Raw genomic sequence first — 16,649 nt, 5'->3', positions numbered from 1 at the left:
CGCCCGTGCCCTGGAACGGGCCCGAGCCGTACGCGCCGGTCGGGGTGCCCCTGGTCGACCTCCTGGACCGCGTGCTGGCGACCGGCGTCGTCGTCAGCGGGGACCTGGTCCTGGCCATCGCCGACGTCCCGCTGGTCAGAATCTCCCTGCACGCCCTGCTGTCGTCGGTGAACGAACGTGTGCCCGCCCCGTGGCCGGACAGCGGGCCGCTGTGACCGCGCCCCGCGCACACGCCCTCGACCTGGACCCCGAGCGCGTCACGAACGACCTGGCCGCGCTGGTGCTCACCGTCGTCGAGCTGCTGCGGCAGCTCATGGAACGCCAGGCCGTGCGCCGTTTCGACGAGGGCACGCTGAGCGCCGAGCAGGAGGACCGGCTGGGCACGGCGCTCATGCTGCTCGACCGGCGCATGGACGACCTGTGCGCGCAGCACGGCCTGAGCCGCGGCGACCTCAACCTCGACCTCGGCCCGCTGGGCCCTCTGCTCGCGGACCCCGAGCCGTAGTCCCGTATCCCGAGGCGCGTACACCCGGCACGAGCGATCGTTATGATGACGCCGAATCGCTCAAACGAACATCTGCGGGTGGGGAGTCCTGATGCGGGAGCCGGTCGATGTCAGGCGGCAGCGGATCCTGGCGGCGGTCCAGGCGCGCGGTACCGCGCGGGTGCGCGACCTCGCCGACGAGTTGCAGGTCTCGGTGGTGACGGTCCGCCGGGACGTGGAGGAGCTGACGCGGGAGGGCAGGCTGCGGCGCGGACACGGTGTCGTCCGCTCGACGCTGCCCGCCGCCGAGGTGCCGGCCCGCGACCTCGCCGACGGCGACCGGGTGGCCGTGGTGGTGCCGGAGCGGCACTCGTACCTGAACGAGACGCTGCACGGTGCCCGCACGGTGCTGGAGGAGGCGGGTGTGCGCCTCGCGCTGCACATCGCGCCCCAGGCGGCCGGCGCCGAACGCCCGCTGGTCGAGCGGGCCCTGGAGGACGGCGCCCGGGGGCTGCTGCTCGCGCCCCGGTGGAGCAGCCTGGCCGCCGAGGAGGCCGACTACGGGTGGCTGGCGGGGCTGGACGTGCCGACGGTGCTGATGGAGCGGCGGCCGCGGCGCGGCAGCGCACCGCACGTGCTGGACTCGGTGTGCTCGGACCACTGGTACGGGGCGCACCTGGCCGTGGAGCACCTGGTGGGGCTCGGTCACCGGCGCATGGTGTTCGCGACCCGGGACGACAGTCCGACGGCGCGCACCCTGCGGGCCGCGTTCGCCGAGATCGCCGGGGCGCATCCGCTGGTGGAGCACTGGGCGTGGGCGCTGAGCGCACCGGGGTCGGGGCCCGAGGGGCCGTACTCCGCTCAGGAGACGGCCGAGCTGCCGGTGCTGCTGCGCGGGACGGGGGCGACGGCGGTCGTGCTGCACGGCGACGTGGACGCGTTGATGATCGTGCAGCGGCTGGCGGACGAGGCGGTGCGGGTGCCGGAGGACTGCTCGGTCGTGGCGTACGACGACGTGGTGGCCGGGCTCGCCACGCCTCCGCTGACGGCCGTGTCCCCGCCCCGTGCGGAGGTCGGCCGGGTGGCCGCCGAGCTGCTGCTCCAGCGGCTGCGGGAGGCCGGCGGGCGCCCCGCGCGGCGCGTCGAGCTGTTGCCGCGGCTGATGGTGCGGGGGTCGACCCGGCGGGCGGTCGACGGTGGCCGGCCGACACATTGAGCGTTTGAACGCTTTATTTTCCTCTGATCGATCTATTGACCGTTTGTGTCGGGCCGGTCCAGGATTCCCGTGTCCCCAACAGCCGTGCCCCGCAGCCGCGGGCACGCAGGAGCCGTGGGAGCCGCCATGCCCGGACGACCCAGCCGTCGCTCCGTGCTCGCCGCGATGGCCGCCGTACCCCTGACAGGAGCCGCAAGCGCCTGCCACGGGGGGAACGGCGCCTCGTCGGCCCGCACGGGCACCACCACCCGCATCACCTTCTGGTCCGCCCTGCGCGGCAGCCAGGAGGTGGTCGACGCCTTCAACCGCACGCACCGGAACATCCAGGTGGAGTTCCAGCAGATCCCCTCCGGCGGGCAGGGCGGATACGCCAAGCTCAGCAACGCCGCCCGGGCCGGCAACGCGCCCGACGTCGCCACCATCGAGTATCCGCAGGTGCCGGGATACGCCATCGACGGCGTCGCCCGCGACATCACCGACCTGGTCGGCGACGGCCTGCGCCGCAAGCTGCTGCCGCAGGCGCTCGGCCAGACCACCTTCGAGGGCCGGGTGTTCAGCGTGCCGCTGGACGTCGAGCCCATGGTGATGCACTACCGCGCCGATCTGTTCGACCACTACGGACTCCGGCCGGCGCGCACCTGGGACGAGTTCGCCGAGCAGGCCGCCACCGTGCGCCGCACGGCACCCGGACGGCGGCTGGTGCTGTTCCCCACCGACGGGATGACCCAGTTCGCGGCGTACGCCTGGCAGGCGGGCGCCCAGTGGTTCGACACCTCGCGCGGTGCCTGGAACGTCTCCCTCGCCGACGCGCCCTCCCGGCGGATCGCGGACTACTGGCAGCGGCTCATCGACCGGGACGACGTCTTCGTGAACGCCGTGGAGAGCAGGCAGTCCGACGCGCAGCTCGGCAACGGACTGGTCCTCACCCGGCTCAGCGGCGCCTGGGACGCGGGCGCCCAGATGAACGCGCGGCCCGGGCAGAAGGGCCAGTGGCGGATCGCCCCGCTGCCGCAGTGGGACACCGCCGGCCCCTCCGTCGGCATGCACGGCGGCTCCACCTTCGCCGTCACCAAGGACAGCCGCCACCCCGAGGCCGCCATGGAGTTCATCGAGTGGCAGGTCTCCCACCCCGACGCCCTGCGCGCCCGTCTGTCCAGCGGCACCAGCAGCCAGTACCCGGCCGCCCCCGCTCTGGTGCCGGTGGGACGCGAGGCCTTCGACCGGTCCTACTACGGCGGACAGGACATCTACGGCCTGTTCGAGCAGGAGGCCCCGAAGATCGGCGAGGGCTGGCTGTGGGGCCCGCGGATGAGCGCCACGCAGAAGGTCATGCAGGACTCCTTCGCCCGGGTCGGCGCCGGCCAGGGCTCCCTGGTCCAGTCCCTGCGCACGGCGCAGGAGGGCACCATGCCCGACCTCAAGGCCCTCGGCCTGTCCACCTCCCAGCGCAGCACCTGAGCCGACGAAAGGCAGGTGACACCCCCATGACCACGACCACTCAGCCCCGGGTGCCGGCCGGCACCGCGCGCGCCACCGGCCCGGAGTCCTCCGCCGCGGGCCTGCGCGCCCGCAGGGCGGCCGGACGCCGCCGCCTGACCGCGTGCGGCGTCCTCATGACGCCCTTCTTCGCCCTGCTGGTCACCGTCTTCCTGATCCCCGTCGGCACGGCGGTCTACCTCAGCTTCTTCAGCGACGACCAGCCCGGCCTCGGCTTCGGCCCCGAACGCACCGTCTTCGTCGGCCTGCGCAGCTACGCGGCCGTCCTCACCGACCCCACCTTCCTCGGCGGGCTCGGCACGGTCGCGCTGTACTGCCTGATCTACATCCCCCTCATGGTCGTCGGCGCGCTCGCCCTCGCCCTGCTGCTCGACTCGGGCGTGGTGCGGCTGCGCGCCTTCGCCCAGCTGGGCCTGTTCCTGCCGCACGCCGTACCGGGCATCATCGCGGCCCTGATCTGGCTGTACCTGTACACGCCGGGCATCAGCCCGGTGATCGACCTGTTCGCCCGCGCCGACATCACGATCGACTTCCTCGGCATCCACACGGTGATCCCGTCCATCGTCAACATCGCCCTGTGGAGCAACCTCGGCTACAACATGGTGGTCTTCTACGCCGCCCTGCAGGCCCTGCCCCGCGAGGTGATCGAGGCATCGGTGGTCGACGGCGCCGGGCCGGTGCGCACGGCGCTCCAGGTGAAGACCCCGCTGGTGCGCGCCTCGATCGTCATGGTCGCCATCTTCACCCTGATCTGGGCGCTCCAGCTCTTCACCGAACCCATGCTGCTCAGCCAGTCCTCCCCCATGATCAACTCCCGGTTCTCGCCGAGCATGTACATCTACGACGCGGCGTTCACCCGCAACAACTACAGCCTGGCGGCGGCCGCCTCGGTCGTCCTGCTCGTCTGCACCATCGCCCTGTCCTACGGCGTCACCCGCTTCACCAGCCGCGCCGACTCCGCCGAGGAGGCCCGATGAGCGCCACCGACAGCTCCCTGCTCCGCCCGGGACTGCTGGGCCGTACGACGGTCAACGTGGTCGTCGCGATCTCCGTCCTCTACACGCTGCTGCCCGTGCTGTGGCTGGTGCTCGCCGCCTCCAAGAGCCGGGACGCGCTGTTCAGCAGCGACCTGCTGTCCCTGGGCGACTTCTCCTTCGTGCGCAACTTCCAGGACCTGTTCGCCATGGACGGCGGGCTGTACAGCCGCTGGTACCTCAACAGCCTGCTGTACGCGGTCCTCGGCGCCGCGGTGGGCTCGCTGCTGAGCGTCGCCTGCGGCTACGCCTTCGACAAGTACCGCTTCCGGCACAAGGAGAAGCTGTTCGGCCTGGTGCTGGCGGCGGTCATGGTGCCGCAGACCGTCCTCGCGCTGCCGCTGTACCTGATGGCGTCCGCGGCCGGTCTGGTCAACACCTTCTGGGCGGTGTTCATCCCGGTGCTGTTCAACCCGTTCGGCGTGTACCTCGGCCGCATCTTCAGCCGGGGCTACGTACCCGACGAGGTGCTGGAGGCGGCGCGGGTGGACGGGGCGGGCGAGCTGACCACGTATGTGCGCGTGGCGCTGCGGATGCTCGGCCCCGGGCTGATCACCGTCTTCCTCTTCCAGCTCACCGCGATCTGGAACAACTTCTTCCTGCCCATGGTGATGCTGTCCGACCAGGACCTGTATCCCGTCAGCCTCGGCCTGTACCAGTGGAACAGCTCGGCGTCCGTCTCGCCGGAGTACTACCCGGTGGTCATCATGGGGTCGCTGCTGGCCGTACTGCCGCTCATCCTCGCCTTCGTCCTGCTCCAGCGCTTCTGGCGGAGCGGGCTGACCGCCGGAGCCGTCAAGTGACCGTGCACGCCCCCGACACCCCCGGCAGCGGATCCCGCCCCCGGGCCGTCGTGGCCATGTCCCGGGACGCCGCCGAGGCCGTCCTCGATCCCGAGTCGCTCGGCGCCTTCCGCCGGGTCTGCGACCTCGCCCCGCTGCCCGCGCTGGACGACCTGTCGACCCCGCGCGCCAGGTCGCTCCTGGCCGACGCCGACCTGCTGATCACCGGCTGGGGCTGCCCGCCGCTGGACGCGCCGGTGCTGCGGACGGCGCCGCGGCTGCGGGCCGTGGTGCACACCGCGGGCAGCGTCCGCGGCCATGTCACCGACGCGTGCTGGGAACGCGGGATCGAGGTCTCCTCGGCCGCCGCGGCCAACGCCGTACCGGTGGCCGAGTACACCCTCGGCATGATCCTGCTGACGGGCAAGCGGGTGCTGGAACGGGCTCGCGACTTCCGGCTGTCCCGCACCCGCGGCAACTGGCTGCGCACCCCGCGCGGCGTCGGCAACTACCGCCGCACGGTCGGCATCCTGTCGGCGTCGCTGATCGGCCGCCGGGTCATCGAGCTGCTGCGCCCGCACGACGTCGAGGTCCTGCTGCACGACCCGTACGTCAGCGACGCGGACGCCGCCGCGCTCGGTGTCCGACGCGTCGGGCTGCCGGAGCTGTTCGCGCGCTGCGACACCGTCAGCGTGCACACGCCGCTGCTGCCCGAGACGCGTGGCCTGGTCGGCCGTGCGCTCATCGACGCGATGCCGGCCGGGGGCGTGCTGATCAACACCTCCCGCGGGGCGGTCCTCGACCAGGAGGCGCTCACCGACGCCGTCCTCGCGGGCCGGATCCGGGCCGTGCTGGACGTCACCGATCCCGAGGTGCTGCCGCCGGACCATCCGCTGTGGGACTGCGACAACGCGCTGATCACCCCGCACCTCGCCGGTTCCGAGGGCAACGAGTGGCGCCGCCTGGCCGACCTCGCCCTCGCCGAGACCGCCCGCTGGGCGTCCGGTGCCGGTTTCCTCCATCCCGTACGACGCGAAAGGCTGGCGTTCCTGGCATGAGCATCCCGTTCGAACTGCCCACCGAGGACCGTGCGCTGAGCCCCATAACGGGGTACACCCGTGCCCACTGGGAGGCCGTCGCGGACGGTCTGCTGTGGGCGGCGTGGCGCTGGAGCACGCCGGGCTGTGCCCTGCTCGACCTGCCGGGGCGCCCCTCGCACTCGGGCGTGCGCTCCGACGGGCTGGAGGGGTTCGCCCGGACGTTCCTCGCGGCGGCCTTCCGGGTCGCGGGCGCCGGCGGCGACGATCCGCACGGCTGGCTGGACCGATACGCGCGCGGCCTGGCCTCGGGCACCCGCACGCCCGGCCGCGACGACACCGAGTCCTGGCCGCTGATCCTCGACCACGAGGTGCAGGGCCAGCCGATGGTCGAGTCGGCGTCGGTCGCGCTCGGCCTGAGGCTGACCGCGCCCTGGCTGTGGAAGAACCTCGACGCCGGGGTGCAGGACCGGGTGGAGGAGTGGCTGCGCGGGGCGCTGCGCCACGTTCCGGCGCCGAACAACTGGTACCTGTTCCCGTACACGGTCGCCGGGTTCCTGGAGTCGGTCGGCCGCGGCGACGCCGAGACGGCCGCGGCCCGGCAGCGGGCGCTGGAGCTGATGGAGGGCTGGTACCGGGGCGAGGGCTGGTACGCCGACGGCGACGGACGCGCCTTCGACCACTACAACGGCTGGGCGCTGCACCTGTACCCGGTGCTCGACGCCCACCTGGGCGGCGACAGCGGCCTCGCCGCGCGGTACGGCGACCGGTTGCGCGCGCACCTCGACGGGTTCGCGTCGATGTTCGGCGCGGACGGGGCGCCGCTGCACTTCGGCCGGTCGCTGTCGTACCGCTTCGCCGCCTCCTCGGCGGTGGGCCTCGGCGCGCTGACCGGGCACACGCCGCTGACGCCGGGCGCCTCGCGGCGGCTGGCCAGCGGCAGCCTGCGGTACTTCCTGGAGCGTGGGGCGCTCACCGACGACGGGCTGCTCAGCCTGGGGTGGCACGGGCCGCACGAGGCGACGCTCCAGACGTACTCCGGTCCGGCGTCCCCCTATTGGGCGTCCAAGGCGTTCGTGTCGCTCCTCGCGCCCGCCGGTCACCCGCTGTGGACCGCCGTCGAGGAGCCCGCGCCGGCCGAGGTGGCCGACCGGGTGCTGGCCCTGCCCGCGCCCGGGCTGCTGGTGCAGTCGACCCGTGACGACGGGATCGTACGGCTGCACAACCACGGCAGCGACCATGTCCGGCCGCACGAGGGCGAGTCGGCCGCCGAGGACGACCCGCACTACGGCCGCCAGGCGTACTCGACCCGCACCGGCCCGACGGCCCTCGGCAACGTCGCGGACAACCACCTGTCGGTGGAGGTGAACGGACGGCGCAGTGTGCGCCGGCGGATCCATCCCCTGGGCGCGGGGCACGGCGACGGCTGGGGCTGGGCGGCATCGTGGCACCGGCCCGTCTTCGCCGGCGGGCCCCCGATGGTGCCGGGGCTGCGGGTGGAGAGCGTGACCGTGGCGCGGGGGCCCTACGAGCTGCGGGTGCACCGGGTGACCGGTGCCCCGGCCGGGGCCCGCCTCACCCACACCGGGTGGGCCACCGGACCCGACGAGCCGCTGGTCTCGGCGCTGCACGGCCTGCACGGCTGGAGTCCCGAGCCGGAGACCGTCCGCGCCCCGCAGGGCACCGCCTACGCGCCGTGGGCGGAGGTGCCCCGGCTGTCCGGCGACGCGGGCGGGACCTCGCTGCACGTCTGCCTGGCCGCGCTCACCGGTGAACCGGGCCCCGGGCCACTGGCGGACGCCGTCACGGAGGTCGTGACCGACGGCACCGGAGTCGAGGTGGCCTGGGCGGACGGCGGTGGGCGCACGCGGGTCTCGTTCGAGCCGGTGCGGGTCACGCACGGCTAACGGGAGGTACCCGAGGCCCCCGACCGGCACCGCGCCGGTCGGGGGCCTCCCTCGTGCGCCCGCCTCCGGTGGCGCGCCGTACCGGGGCCGGTGACGCTGGTACGGCCACCGGCGAGAAGGAGTCCCCCATGCACAACGCGTGGCGCGCTGCGCCCGGACCCGCCGGCCGGGTCCGTGCTGTGCGCCGCCTCGGTGGAGTCCGCCGGAGCTCGCGCCGCGCACCGTCCGGGCGGGGTGGCGGCGACCGTGTGCGTCGAGGGCGGTGGAGCGGTCGTCGTCCGTGCGCACGGAGTTCCCGCGTCCGGCCGCCATCGCGCATGCCTTGAGTCCCGGTGGCGGGGTACGCGGTCACGGCCCACCACGGCAGTCGGTACTCGAAGACGACCGGCCGCGTGAAGCGGCCCGCCCAGAACGGAGAAATGGCTGATGAGCGAGGCCAACCCCCTCAAGCGGGTAGCCCACAAGGTCACCGAGAGCCTGCAGGGAGAGAGCGGCGGGCCGGCGGACGGGGTGCCCGGCAAGCCCGGCCCCGAGTCGCCGCCGGTCGCCGAACCCACCACGCCCCGCGAGCCGCTGCCCCCGAAGCCGGACCAGAGCGGCCCGGACACGGTGTCGCCGACCGGGCAGCCCACCGGTGCCGACCAGGCCCGGGTCGCCCAGTCCGGGTCCTATCTGACGAACGCGCAGGGCACGCGGCTGTACGACACGGACCACTCGCTGAAGGCCGGGCCGCGGGGTCCGGTACTGCTGCAGGACCATCATCTGCGCGAGAAGATCATGCACTTCGACCACGAGCGCATCCCGGAGCGCGTGGTCCACGCCCGGGGCGCGGGCGCGCACGGGGTGTTCCAGAGCTACGGCACGGCGGCCTCGGTGACCAAGGCGGGCTTCCTCGCCGCGGACGTGGAGACGCCGGTGTTCACGCGGTTCTCCACGGTGGTCGGCTCCCGCGGGTCGGCGGACACCGTGCGGGACACCCGGGGCTTCGCGACGAAGTTCTACACCAGTGAGGGTGTCTTCGACCTGGTCGGCAACAACATCCCGGTCTTCTTCATCCAGGACGGCATCAAGTTCCCGGACGTCGTGCACGCGGTGAAGCCGCACCCCGACCGGGAGATCCCGCAGGCGCAGAGCGCGCACGACACCTTCTGGGACTTCGTCTCGCTGCACACCGAGGCGACGCACCACACCATCTTCTTCATGGGCGACCGGGGCATCCCGCGCTCCTACCGGATGATGGAGGGCTTCGGCGTCCACACCTTCCGGCTGGTCAACGCCGAGGGCGCCACGACGCTGGTGAAGTTCCACTGGAAGCCCAAGCTGGGTGTGCACTCCCTGGTGTGGGACGAGGCGCAGATCATCAACGGCGTCGACCCGGACTTCCACCGCCGCGACCTCGCCGACGCCATCGAGGCGGGCGCGTACCCGCAGTGGGAGCTGGGCATCCAGACCTTCCCCGACACCCCGGAGCAGACCTTCGAGGGCATCGACCTGCTGGACCCGACGAACCTCGTGCCCGAGGAGCTCGCCCCGGTGCAGCCGGTCGGGCTGCTGACCCTCAACCGCAATCCGTCCAACTTCTTCGCCGAGACGGAGCAGGTCGCCTTCCACGTCGGTCACCTGGTGCCGGGCATCGACATCACCGACGACCCGCTGCTGGCCGGACGGCTGTTCTCCTACCTGGACACGCAGATCACGCGGCTGGGCGGCCCCAACTTCCCGCAGCTTCCGATCAACCGGCCGCAGGCGCCGGTCAACGACATGCTGCGCGACGGCATGCACCAGACGGCGGTGCACCGGGGCGTGGCGCCCTACCGCCCCAACTCCCTGGACGGCGGCTGCCCGTTCACCGCCGGCGCGGACATGGGCGCGTACGTCGAGGCGCCGGTCAGGATCCCGGAGGCGTCGAAGGTGCGGGAGGCGCCGGAGTCGTTCGCGGACCACTTCAGCCAGCCGCGCCGGTTCTGGCTGAGCATGAGCCCGGTGGAGCGCGAGCACATCATCGGCGCCTACACCTTCGAGCTCGGCAAGTGCTACGAGCAGTCCATCAGGGAGCGCACGCTCCAGGTCCTGGCCAACATCGACCCCGAGCTGTGCGCGGGGGTCGCCGAGGGCCTCGGCCTGCCCGCCCCGAAGCCGACCGTGCCCCTGGCCGACGTCGAGCCCAGCCCGGCGCTGTCCCAGGTCGGCGGGACCTGGCCGACCGAGGGCCGCGTCGTCGGCATCGTGACCAGCGGGGCCGACCTGGAGGGTGTGACGGCCGTGCGGGAGGCGGTGCTGAGCGCCGGGATGGTGCCGCTCGTCGTGGCGCCGACGGGCGGCGTCCTCGGCTCGGGCGACGCGGCGGTGACCGTCCAGCGCAGTTATGTCACCGCTCGGTCGGTGGAGTTCGACGCCGTTCTGGTGGCGGGGACGCCCGCGATGGGCGGCGACGCGTACACGCCGCGGGACTACAAGGCGGCGCCGGCGCCCACGGGGCCGGGGTCGATCGACCCGCGGGTGAGTCTGCTGCTGTCGGAAGCGTTCCGGCACGGCAAGGCGATCGGTGTCTGGGCGGGCGGCGAGACCGCACTCGACGCGTCGGGCGTGCCCGCCGACGCCGCCGGCGTGGTCGTCGCCGAGTCCGGCACCGCCGCGCTGGAGCAGGTCACGCGGCTGCTGGGCTCCCACCGGGTGTGGGAACGCTTCACCACTCCCCGGGGCTGATCCGCACGCCCACAGGGCCGGTCGCCGCTGTCGGCGGCCGGCCCTTCGGCATGATCAGCGCAGGACGCGCAGCGCCGCGGGAAGCACCCTGGCCGTGACGGGGACGACGGCCTCCACCTCGCCGTCGGCGCCGTAGGGCACGGCCCGGTCGGCCTCGATGCGGACCTCCTTGCCGCGCAGCACGTGCACCTGGGGGCGGTGGACGTGGGCACCGGAGGCGAGTTCGTTCATCAGGGCGAAGAACAGCCGCCGCGGCGCGTGGTGGATCATCACGACCTCCAGCAGGCCGTCGTCCACCTCGGCGACGGGGGCTATGAGGCGGTCGGAGCCGTAGTAACCGGAGTTGGCGGCCACCACGGTGTAGCCCGTGAAGGCGTGCTCCTGTCCGTCGACGGTGACCCGGTAGCGCGTCGGGCGCCAGGTGGTGATCGCGCGTAGGGCGCCCGCGTAGTAGGAGGCGGTGCCGCGCAGCAGGCGCGCGTGGTTGGCGTGGCGGTTGGCGAGCGCGTCGACGCCCGCGTAGACGCTGCCGAGCACGACGGTGCGGTCGTGGACGGCGGAGGTCACCTCGATGGTGTCGACGGGGCGCGGCTCGCCGCGCAGCAGCAGCTCGGCGAGGGCTTCGGGCTCGGTGGGCAGGCGCAGCGCGCGGGCGAAGTCGTTGCCGCGGCCCGCCGGGACGAGGCCCAGCACGGCGCCGGTGCCGCTGAGGGCGCCGCCGATCCCGCCGGCCATCCCGTCCCCGCCGACGGCGAGCACCACCCGGCCCCGCTCCCCGGCCTGCCGGGCGACGTCCCGGGCGTGCGCGAGGCTGCGGCTGTACTCGGTCTCCAGTTCGGCGCCCGCCTCCCGCAGCAGCCGGGCCACCCCGAGCAGCGCGGCGGCCGAGGTGGCGCCGCCCGCGGTGGGGTTGACGACGGCGGTGAACTGTCGCATCGATGTGCCTCCGGGCTGACGGGTGGTGCCGGACTGTTGTCTCACGGGACGGCCGGGGACCGGCCGGCGGGGGCCTGGCGTTCGGGCCGCGGGAACTCGGCGCCCTCGACCGGCCCTAGTCGCCCGGCAGGAGCACGCCCGGGTTGAGCAGCCCCGCCGGGTCCAGGCGCCGCTTGACGGCGCGCAGGGCCTCGATGCCGAGGGGGCCCGCCTCCCGCAGGTACCAGTCCCGGTGGTCGGTGCCGACCGCGTGGTGGTGGGTGATGGTCCCGCCGGCGGCGAGGATCGCCTCGTTGGCGGCGTGCTTGGCCCGCGTCCAGTGCGCCACCGCGTCGTCGCCCTGGGCGGAGACGACGGTGAAGTACAGGGAGGCGCCGTTCTCGTAGACGTGCGAGATGTGGCACATGACCAGCGGCGGGGTGCCGGCCTCGGTGAGCGTCGTCGTGAGCGCGTCGCGGACGGCCGTGTACAGCCCGGGGATCCGGGACCAGTAGGCCGCGGTCTCCAGGGTCTCGGCGAGCGCCCCGGCGTCCAGCAGGGAGTCGCGCAGATAGGGCGCGGAGTACCGGCCGTGCGCCCACCGCTCCCCCGGTTCCCCGCCGGCGAACGTGCCGCCGCACTCGGTGAGTACGGCCGCTGCCGCCTCGCGGCGGTGGGCGGTGTCCTGTCCGGTGCCCTCGAAGCCGACGATCGCGAGGCATCCGGCGTCCTGTTCGGCGAGGGAGGCGCCGATGGCGTCGGGCTGGGCCAGGCCGATCAGGGTCTCGGTCTCGTCGGACAGCCGCAGCACCGTCGGGCGCGGGCCGTCCTGGGCGAGCCGGCGCAGGGCGGCGGCGCCCTCGTCGAAGGAGGCGAAGCGCCAGCCCTCGTAGCGGCGGACGTCCGGCACCGGCCGGATCCGCACGGTCACGGAGGTGATGACGCCGAACGCGCCTTCCGAGCCCAGCACGAGCTGGCGCAGGTCGGGGCCGGCCGCGGAGCGGGGGGCGCGGCCCGTGTCGAGGGTGCCCTCGGGGGTGGCGAGGGTCAGGCCCAGCACCATGTCGTCGAAGCGTCCGTACCCGGCGGAGGCCTGGCCGCTGGAACGGGTCGCGGCGAACCCGCCGATGGTGGCCCACTCGTAGGACTGCGGGAAGTGGCCGAGGGTGTAGCCGTGTTCCGCGAGCAGGGCCTCGGCCTCGGGGGCGCGCAGCCCCGGTTGCAGCGTGGCGGTGCGGGAGACCGGGTCGAGGTCGAGCAGGCGGTTCATGTGCCGCAGGTCGAGGGCGACGAAGGGGCCCGGCCGGCCGGGGGCGAGGCCGCCGACGACGGAGGTGCCGCCGCCGAACGGGACGAGCGCCAGGCCGTGGTCGGCGCAGGCCCGCATGACCGCCAGCACCTCGTCGTGGCTGCCGGGCAGGACGACGGCGGCCGGGGTGTCGCGGACGTCGCCCCGGCGCATGCGCAGCAGGTCGGGCGTGGACTTGCCGCGGGTGTGCCGGACGCGGGTCCCGGCGTCCGTGCGCACCCGGTCGGCGCGGTCGCCGACGGCGGCGGACAGCGCCTGGCGGGCCGGGCCGTCCAGGGCGGCAGGGACGTCGATGTCCTCCAGGCGGACGGGCGCGGTGCCGTTCTCCTTGACGCCGAGCAGATCGCGCAGCAGCCCGGTCACGGTGTCGGGCAGCGGCGTCGCGCGGGCCGGGTCGCCCCAGCCGTTCCACAGCATGTCCATTGCCTGTCGTCCTCACCGGTCGATGCGGGGGATGCCGCCCGTGCGGCCTCACTGGCGTTACACTGTTACACATGGCGCCCAATCGTCACAACCACTCGACCCGGCCGAACTCCTCGGACAACGACCCGGTGCTCGACGCCGTACGCGACTGCGTCCTGGCCGTCGGCGTCCGCCGTACGACCATGACCGACGTGGCCCGCCGCGCCGGCGTCTCCCGGATGACGCTCTACCGGCGCTGGCCCGACGTGCGGTCCCTGGTCGGCGACCTGATGACCCGGGAGTGGATCGCCGTCGCCACGGGGGCCATCCCCGCGCCCCGGCCCGGGCTGGACACCCGCCCGCGCATCGTCGAGGGGCTGGTGACGGGGGTGGAGGCGTTCCGCGCCCACCCGCTCTTCCGCAAGATCGTCGACGTCGATCCCGAGCTGCTGCTGCCCTACGTGCTGGACCGGCGCGGGGCGAGCCAGGAGGCGCTGCTGGAGCTGCTGGCCGCCGCGCTGCGGGAGGGGCACGCCGACGGGTCGGTGCGCGCGACGCCCCCCGAGCGGCAGGCGCGGTCCGTGCTGCTGGTCGTGCAGTCCTTCGCCCTGTCCCTGCGGACCATGACCGACGAGGACGACCCCGGCCTGACCTCCGCCGCCTTCCTCGCGGAGCTGCGGACCATCCTCGAGAGGACCCTCACGCCATGAGCCCCACCAGCCGTCCCGCCGCCGGGGCCGCCCTGTCCGCCGCGCGGCGCTCGCGGGAACTGACCGACACCGTGGGCGGCCCGGTCGTCGACGTCCTGGTCGTCGGCCTCGGCGCGACCGGCGCCGGCGCCGCCCTGGACGCCGCCGCCCGGGGCCTGAGCGTCGTCGCCGTGGACGCCCACGACCTGGCCTTCGGCACGTCCCGGTGGAGCTCGAAGCTCATCCACGGGGGCCTGCGCTACCTTGCCTCCGCCCAGCTCGACGTGGCCCACGAGAGCGCGGTGGAGCGCGGCGTGCTGATGGAGCGCACCGCCCCGCACCTGGTGCGCGCGCAGCCGTTCGTGCTGCCGCTGACGCCGCTGGTCTCCCGCGCCCAGGCCACGCTGGCCTGGGCGGGCTTCCGGGCCGGCGACACGCTGCGGCTGGCGGCGCGTACGGCCCGGGCGACGCTGCCCGCTCCGCGCCGGCTGTCCGCCGTGGAGACCCGCCATCTGGCCCCGGCGCTGCGCTCCGCCGGGCTGCGCGGCGGCCTGCTGTCCTGGGACGGCCGGCTCACCGACGACGCCCGGCTGGTGACCGCCCTGGCCCGCACCGCCGCCGCGCACGGCGCCCGGATCCTGACCCGGGTGCGGGCGCTGGAGCTCACCTCGTCCGGCGCCCGCACACGGGACGAGGTCACCGGCGAGGAGGGCGAGATCCGCGCCCGGGCGGTGATCAACGCCTCCGGGGTGTGGGCCGGCGACCTCGTGGACGGCATCCGGATCCGGCCCTCCCGCGGCACCCACCTGGTGCTGCGCTCGGACCACCTCGGCCCGCTGCCCGCGGGACTGCACGTCCCGATCCCCGGGGAGACCAACCGCTTCGTCCTCGTCCTGCCCCAGGGAGACGGCCGGGTCTACGTGGGGCTGACCGACGAGCCCGTGGACGGCCCGGTCCCGGACGTTCCGGAGGTGCCGGAGACCGACATCGGCTTCCTGCTCGACGTGCTCGGCTCGGTCCTGGACGTGCCCGTCCACCGCGAGGACGTGGTCGGCGCCTTCGCGGGCCTGCGTCCGCTGCTGGACACCACGTCGCAGGACCGGCCCGGCGCCGGGGCGCGGACCGCGGACATCTCCCGCCGGCACGCCGTGCTCACCTCGGCGGAGGGTGTGACCACCGTGGTCGGCGGCAAGCTGACCACCTACCGGCGCATGGCCGAGGACGCCGTGGACGCCGCCGTCGCCGCCCGCGGCCTCGCCGCCGGGCCCTCCACCACCGCCGCGCTGCCGCTGGTCGGTGCCGCCGCGCCGCACGTCCTCGCCGCGCTGCGGGCACCGCGCCGCCTGGTGCAGCGCTACGGCACGGAGGCACCGGCCGTGCAGGCCCTGGCCGACCTGGACCCGCGGCTCGGGGAGCGCGTGCTGCCCGGCCACCCCGTCACCGGGGCGGAGCTGGTGTGGGCCCTGCGTCACGAGGGAGCGCTCGACGAGGCGGACCTGCTCGACCGGCGCACCCGCATCGGGCTGGTGCCCGCGGACCGGGCCGCGGCACTGGGCGCGGTGCGCGGCCTCGTCGGCGAGGCCGCGGCCCGGCAGGGCTGACCCGGGCCCCACGGGCGCCTGGCCTCACCACGGCCCGATCGGCAAGTCCGACAGGAGATCGAAGCGACGGACCCGGGCCTGGGCAAGGGCCCAGATCCAGGATCAGGCCAAGAGCCCGAGCCAAGGGTCCGGGCCCCAGCCACAGGCCGGGGCCCGGACCCACGGGCGTGGGCCCCGGCCGCGGATCGCGGGCGGGCACGGAACACATGACCGCCCGGCCCGGGCCGGGGCCGGTGACAAGCCGCTCAGGTCCCCGGTCGCCCGTCCTGGACGGCCTTGCGGACCTTCGCCTCGAGCTTGTGCCGGGACTGGCCCTCCTCCTTGCCGTACTCCGTCATCGCGGTCTGCGCGTCCCGGTCCAGGTCGCGCCATGCCCGTACGGCGGTCTCGTACGTCTGCGACTGCCGTCGGGTCCACTCTTGCTGCGTAGGAGGCCCGTACGAGTCGCGCAGCTCCTCGACCCGGTGGTGTGCCTGGTCCGCCGCGCGGCGCTTGTGCACGAGCTCTTCGAATGTGTGAGCCACCACACCTCGACGGTAGTCAGAGGACGGCCATCGCGCGCGTCGAGACACCGCGGCCCGCCCGGGGACCCCTTCCGGTCCGCACAAGTGGCACACACGACCCCCGAAGAGCCTTAACATCATCCCACCAACGACGGCCGGGCATATGCGAGAAGTGAGGAAAGCGTGGCGGACATCGAGGGAGCGGCAGTACCCGAGCGGCTGCTGATCACCCGTACCACCACGGGCGGGGACATCAGCGTCGTCACCCTCGCCGGAGAAGTCGATCTCGACGGCAGCAGTCAGCTCCGCGACGTCCTGCTGTCCTGTGTGGAGACGGCGCCGGTCACGGTGGTCGACTTCTCGGAGGTCGCCTTCCTGGACTCCAGCGGCATCAACGTGCTGATCTCCACGCACCAGGCAGCCGACTCCCGCGGCGTCTCCTTCCGGCTGGCCGCGCCGCAGCAGGCCGTCCTGCGGGTCCTGCAACTCGTCGGGGTGGACACGCTCATCCCCTGCTATCCCACCGTCGACCAGGCCCTGGCCGCCTGAGAGCGGCGCGCCCGGGCC

Annotated in this window: 15 protein-coding genes; 12 read left to right on the top strand and 3 right to left on the bottom strand. The window is 74.1% G+C overall.

Features of this window, described 5'->3' with window-relative positions:
- Positions 1-5 precede the first annotated feature (5 nt).
- The 9 genes from ACIRG6_RS24510 (at position 6) to ACIRG6_RS24470 (ending at position 10,663) form a co-directional block, all read left to right on the top strand.
- The gene (locus ACIRG6_RS24510; RefSeq protein WP_350723540.1) at positions 6-215 is read left to right on the top strand and encodes a gas vesicle protein; all 210 of its coding nucleotides are present in this window, start codon (positions 6-8) and stop codon (positions 213-215) included.
- Positions 212-505, top strand: a complete 294-nt coding sequence (locus ACIRG6_RS24505; protein WP_189232733.1) for a gas vesicle protein K — start codon at positions 212-214, stop codon at positions 503-505. Before ACIRG6_RS24510 ends, ACIRG6_RS24505 begins: the two co-directional genes overlap by 4 nt.
- Before the next feature lie 91 nt (positions 506-596).
- The gene (locus ACIRG6_RS24500; RefSeq protein WP_364682474.1) at positions 597-1,700 is read left to right on the top strand and encodes a substrate-binding domain-containing protein; all 1,104 of its coding nucleotides are present in this window, start codon (positions 597-599) and stop codon (positions 1,698-1,700) included.
- A gap of 126 nt (positions 1,701-1,826) precedes the next feature.
- Positions 1,827-3,158: an ABC transporter substrate-binding protein gene (locus ACIRG6_RS24495; protein WP_364682472.1), complete on the top strand. Its 1,332-nt coding sequence runs from the start codon at positions 1,827-1,829 to the stop codon at positions 3,156-3,158.
- Between the two features lie 26 nt (positions 3,159-3,184).
- The gene (locus tag ACIRG6_RS24490; protein ID WP_403324576.1) at positions 3,185-4,174 is read left to right on the top strand and encodes a carbohydrate ABC transporter permease; all 990 of its coding nucleotides are present in this window, start codon (positions 3,185-3,187) and stop codon (positions 4,172-4,174) included.
- The gene (locus ACIRG6_RS24485) at positions 4,171-5,034 is read left to right on the top strand and encodes a carbohydrate ABC transporter permease (RefSeq protein WP_318215837.1); all 864 of its coding nucleotides are present in this window, start codon (positions 4,171-4,173) and stop codon (positions 5,032-5,034) included. Before ACIRG6_RS24490 ends, ACIRG6_RS24485 begins: the two co-directional genes overlap by 4 nt.
- Positions 5,035-5,090: 56 nt before the next feature.
- Positions 5,091-6,071 carry a hydroxyacid dehydrogenase gene (locus tag ACIRG6_RS24480; RefSeq protein WP_364682542.1) on the top strand — a complete coding sequence of 327 codons (981 nt, stop codon included), beginning with the start codon at positions 5,091-5,093 and terminating at the stop codon, positions 6,069-6,071.
- Positions 6,068-7,957 (top strand): DUF2264 domain-containing protein, encoded by a 1,890-nt coding sequence (locus tag ACIRG6_RS24475; RefSeq protein ID WP_403324574.1) that lies wholly within the window; start codon positions 6,068-6,070, stop codon positions 7,955-7,957. Before ACIRG6_RS24480 ends, ACIRG6_RS24475 begins: the two co-directional genes overlap by 4 nt.
- A 426-nt stretch (positions 7,958-8,383) precedes the next feature.
- Positions 8,384-10,663 (top strand): catalase, encoded by a 2,280-nt coding sequence (locus ACIRG6_RS24470; RefSeq protein WP_350723482.1) that lies wholly within the window; start codon positions 8,384-8,386, stop codon positions 10,661-10,663.
- A gap of 54 nt (positions 10,664-10,717) precedes the next feature.
- Here the strand turns inward: ACIRG6_RS24470 and ACIRG6_RS24465 are convergent, their stop codons facing one another.
- The gene (locus ACIRG6_RS24465) at positions 10,718-11,599 is read right to left on the bottom strand and encodes a YegS/Rv2252/BmrU family lipid kinase (RefSeq protein WP_403324572.1); all 882 of its coding nucleotides are present in this window, start codon (positions 11,597-11,599) and stop codon (positions 10,718-10,720) included.
- 115 nt (positions 11,600-11,714) lie between these two features.
- Positions 11,715-13,310 (bottom strand): FAD-binding oxidoreductase, encoded by a 1,596-nt coding sequence (locus tag ACIRG6_RS24460; RefSeq protein WP_364824464.1) that lies wholly within the window; start codon positions 13,308-13,310, stop codon positions 11,715-11,717.
- Positions 13,311-13,381: 71 nt separating this feature from the next.
- Here ACIRG6_RS24460 and ACIRG6_RS24455 point away from each other — a divergent pair, with 71 nt between their 5' ends.
- Positions 13,382-13,999 carry a TetR/AcrR family transcriptional regulator gene (locus ACIRG6_RS24455; RefSeq protein ID WP_403324571.1) on the top strand — a complete coding sequence of 206 codons (618 nt, stop codon included), beginning with the start codon at positions 13,382-13,384 and terminating at the stop codon, positions 13,997-13,999.
- A complete protein-coding gene (locus tag ACIRG6_RS24450; RefSeq protein ID WP_364824459.1) occupies positions 13,996-15,579 on the top strand; it encodes a glycerol-3-phosphate dehydrogenase/oxidase in 1,584 nt (527 codons plus the stop codon). The genes ACIRG6_RS24455 and ACIRG6_RS24450 overlap by 4 nt, the downstream gene beginning before the upstream one ends.
- A 245-nt stretch (positions 15,580-15,824) precedes the next feature.
- On the opposite strand, the gene ACIRG6_RS24445 is transcribed toward ACIRG6_RS24450, so the two are convergent.
- Positions 15,825-16,103, bottom strand: coding sequence for a hypothetical protein (locus tag ACIRG6_RS24445; protein ID WP_239769699.1), 279 nt, complete (start codon positions 16,101-16,103; stop codon positions 15,825-15,827).
- 162 nt (positions 16,104-16,265) lie between these two features.
- Here ACIRG6_RS24445 and ACIRG6_RS24440 point away from each other — a divergent pair, with 162 nt between their 5' ends.
- On the top strand, positions 16,266-16,631 hold the full coding sequence (locus tag ACIRG6_RS24440) for an STAS domain-containing protein (RefSeq protein WP_350723472.1): 366 nt from the start codon (positions 16,266-16,268) through the stop codon (positions 16,629-16,631).
- Positions 16,632-16,649 lie beyond the last annotated feature (18 nt).

The organism is Streptomyces flaveolus (assembly GCF_044765825.1).
Lineage (GTDB): Bacteria > Actinomycetota > Actinomycetes > Streptomycetales > Streptomycetaceae > Streptomyces > Streptomyces flaveolus.
The sequence above is the reverse complement of the archived record's forward strand: the minus strand, read 5'-3'. Positions and strand labels throughout refer to the sequence as shown.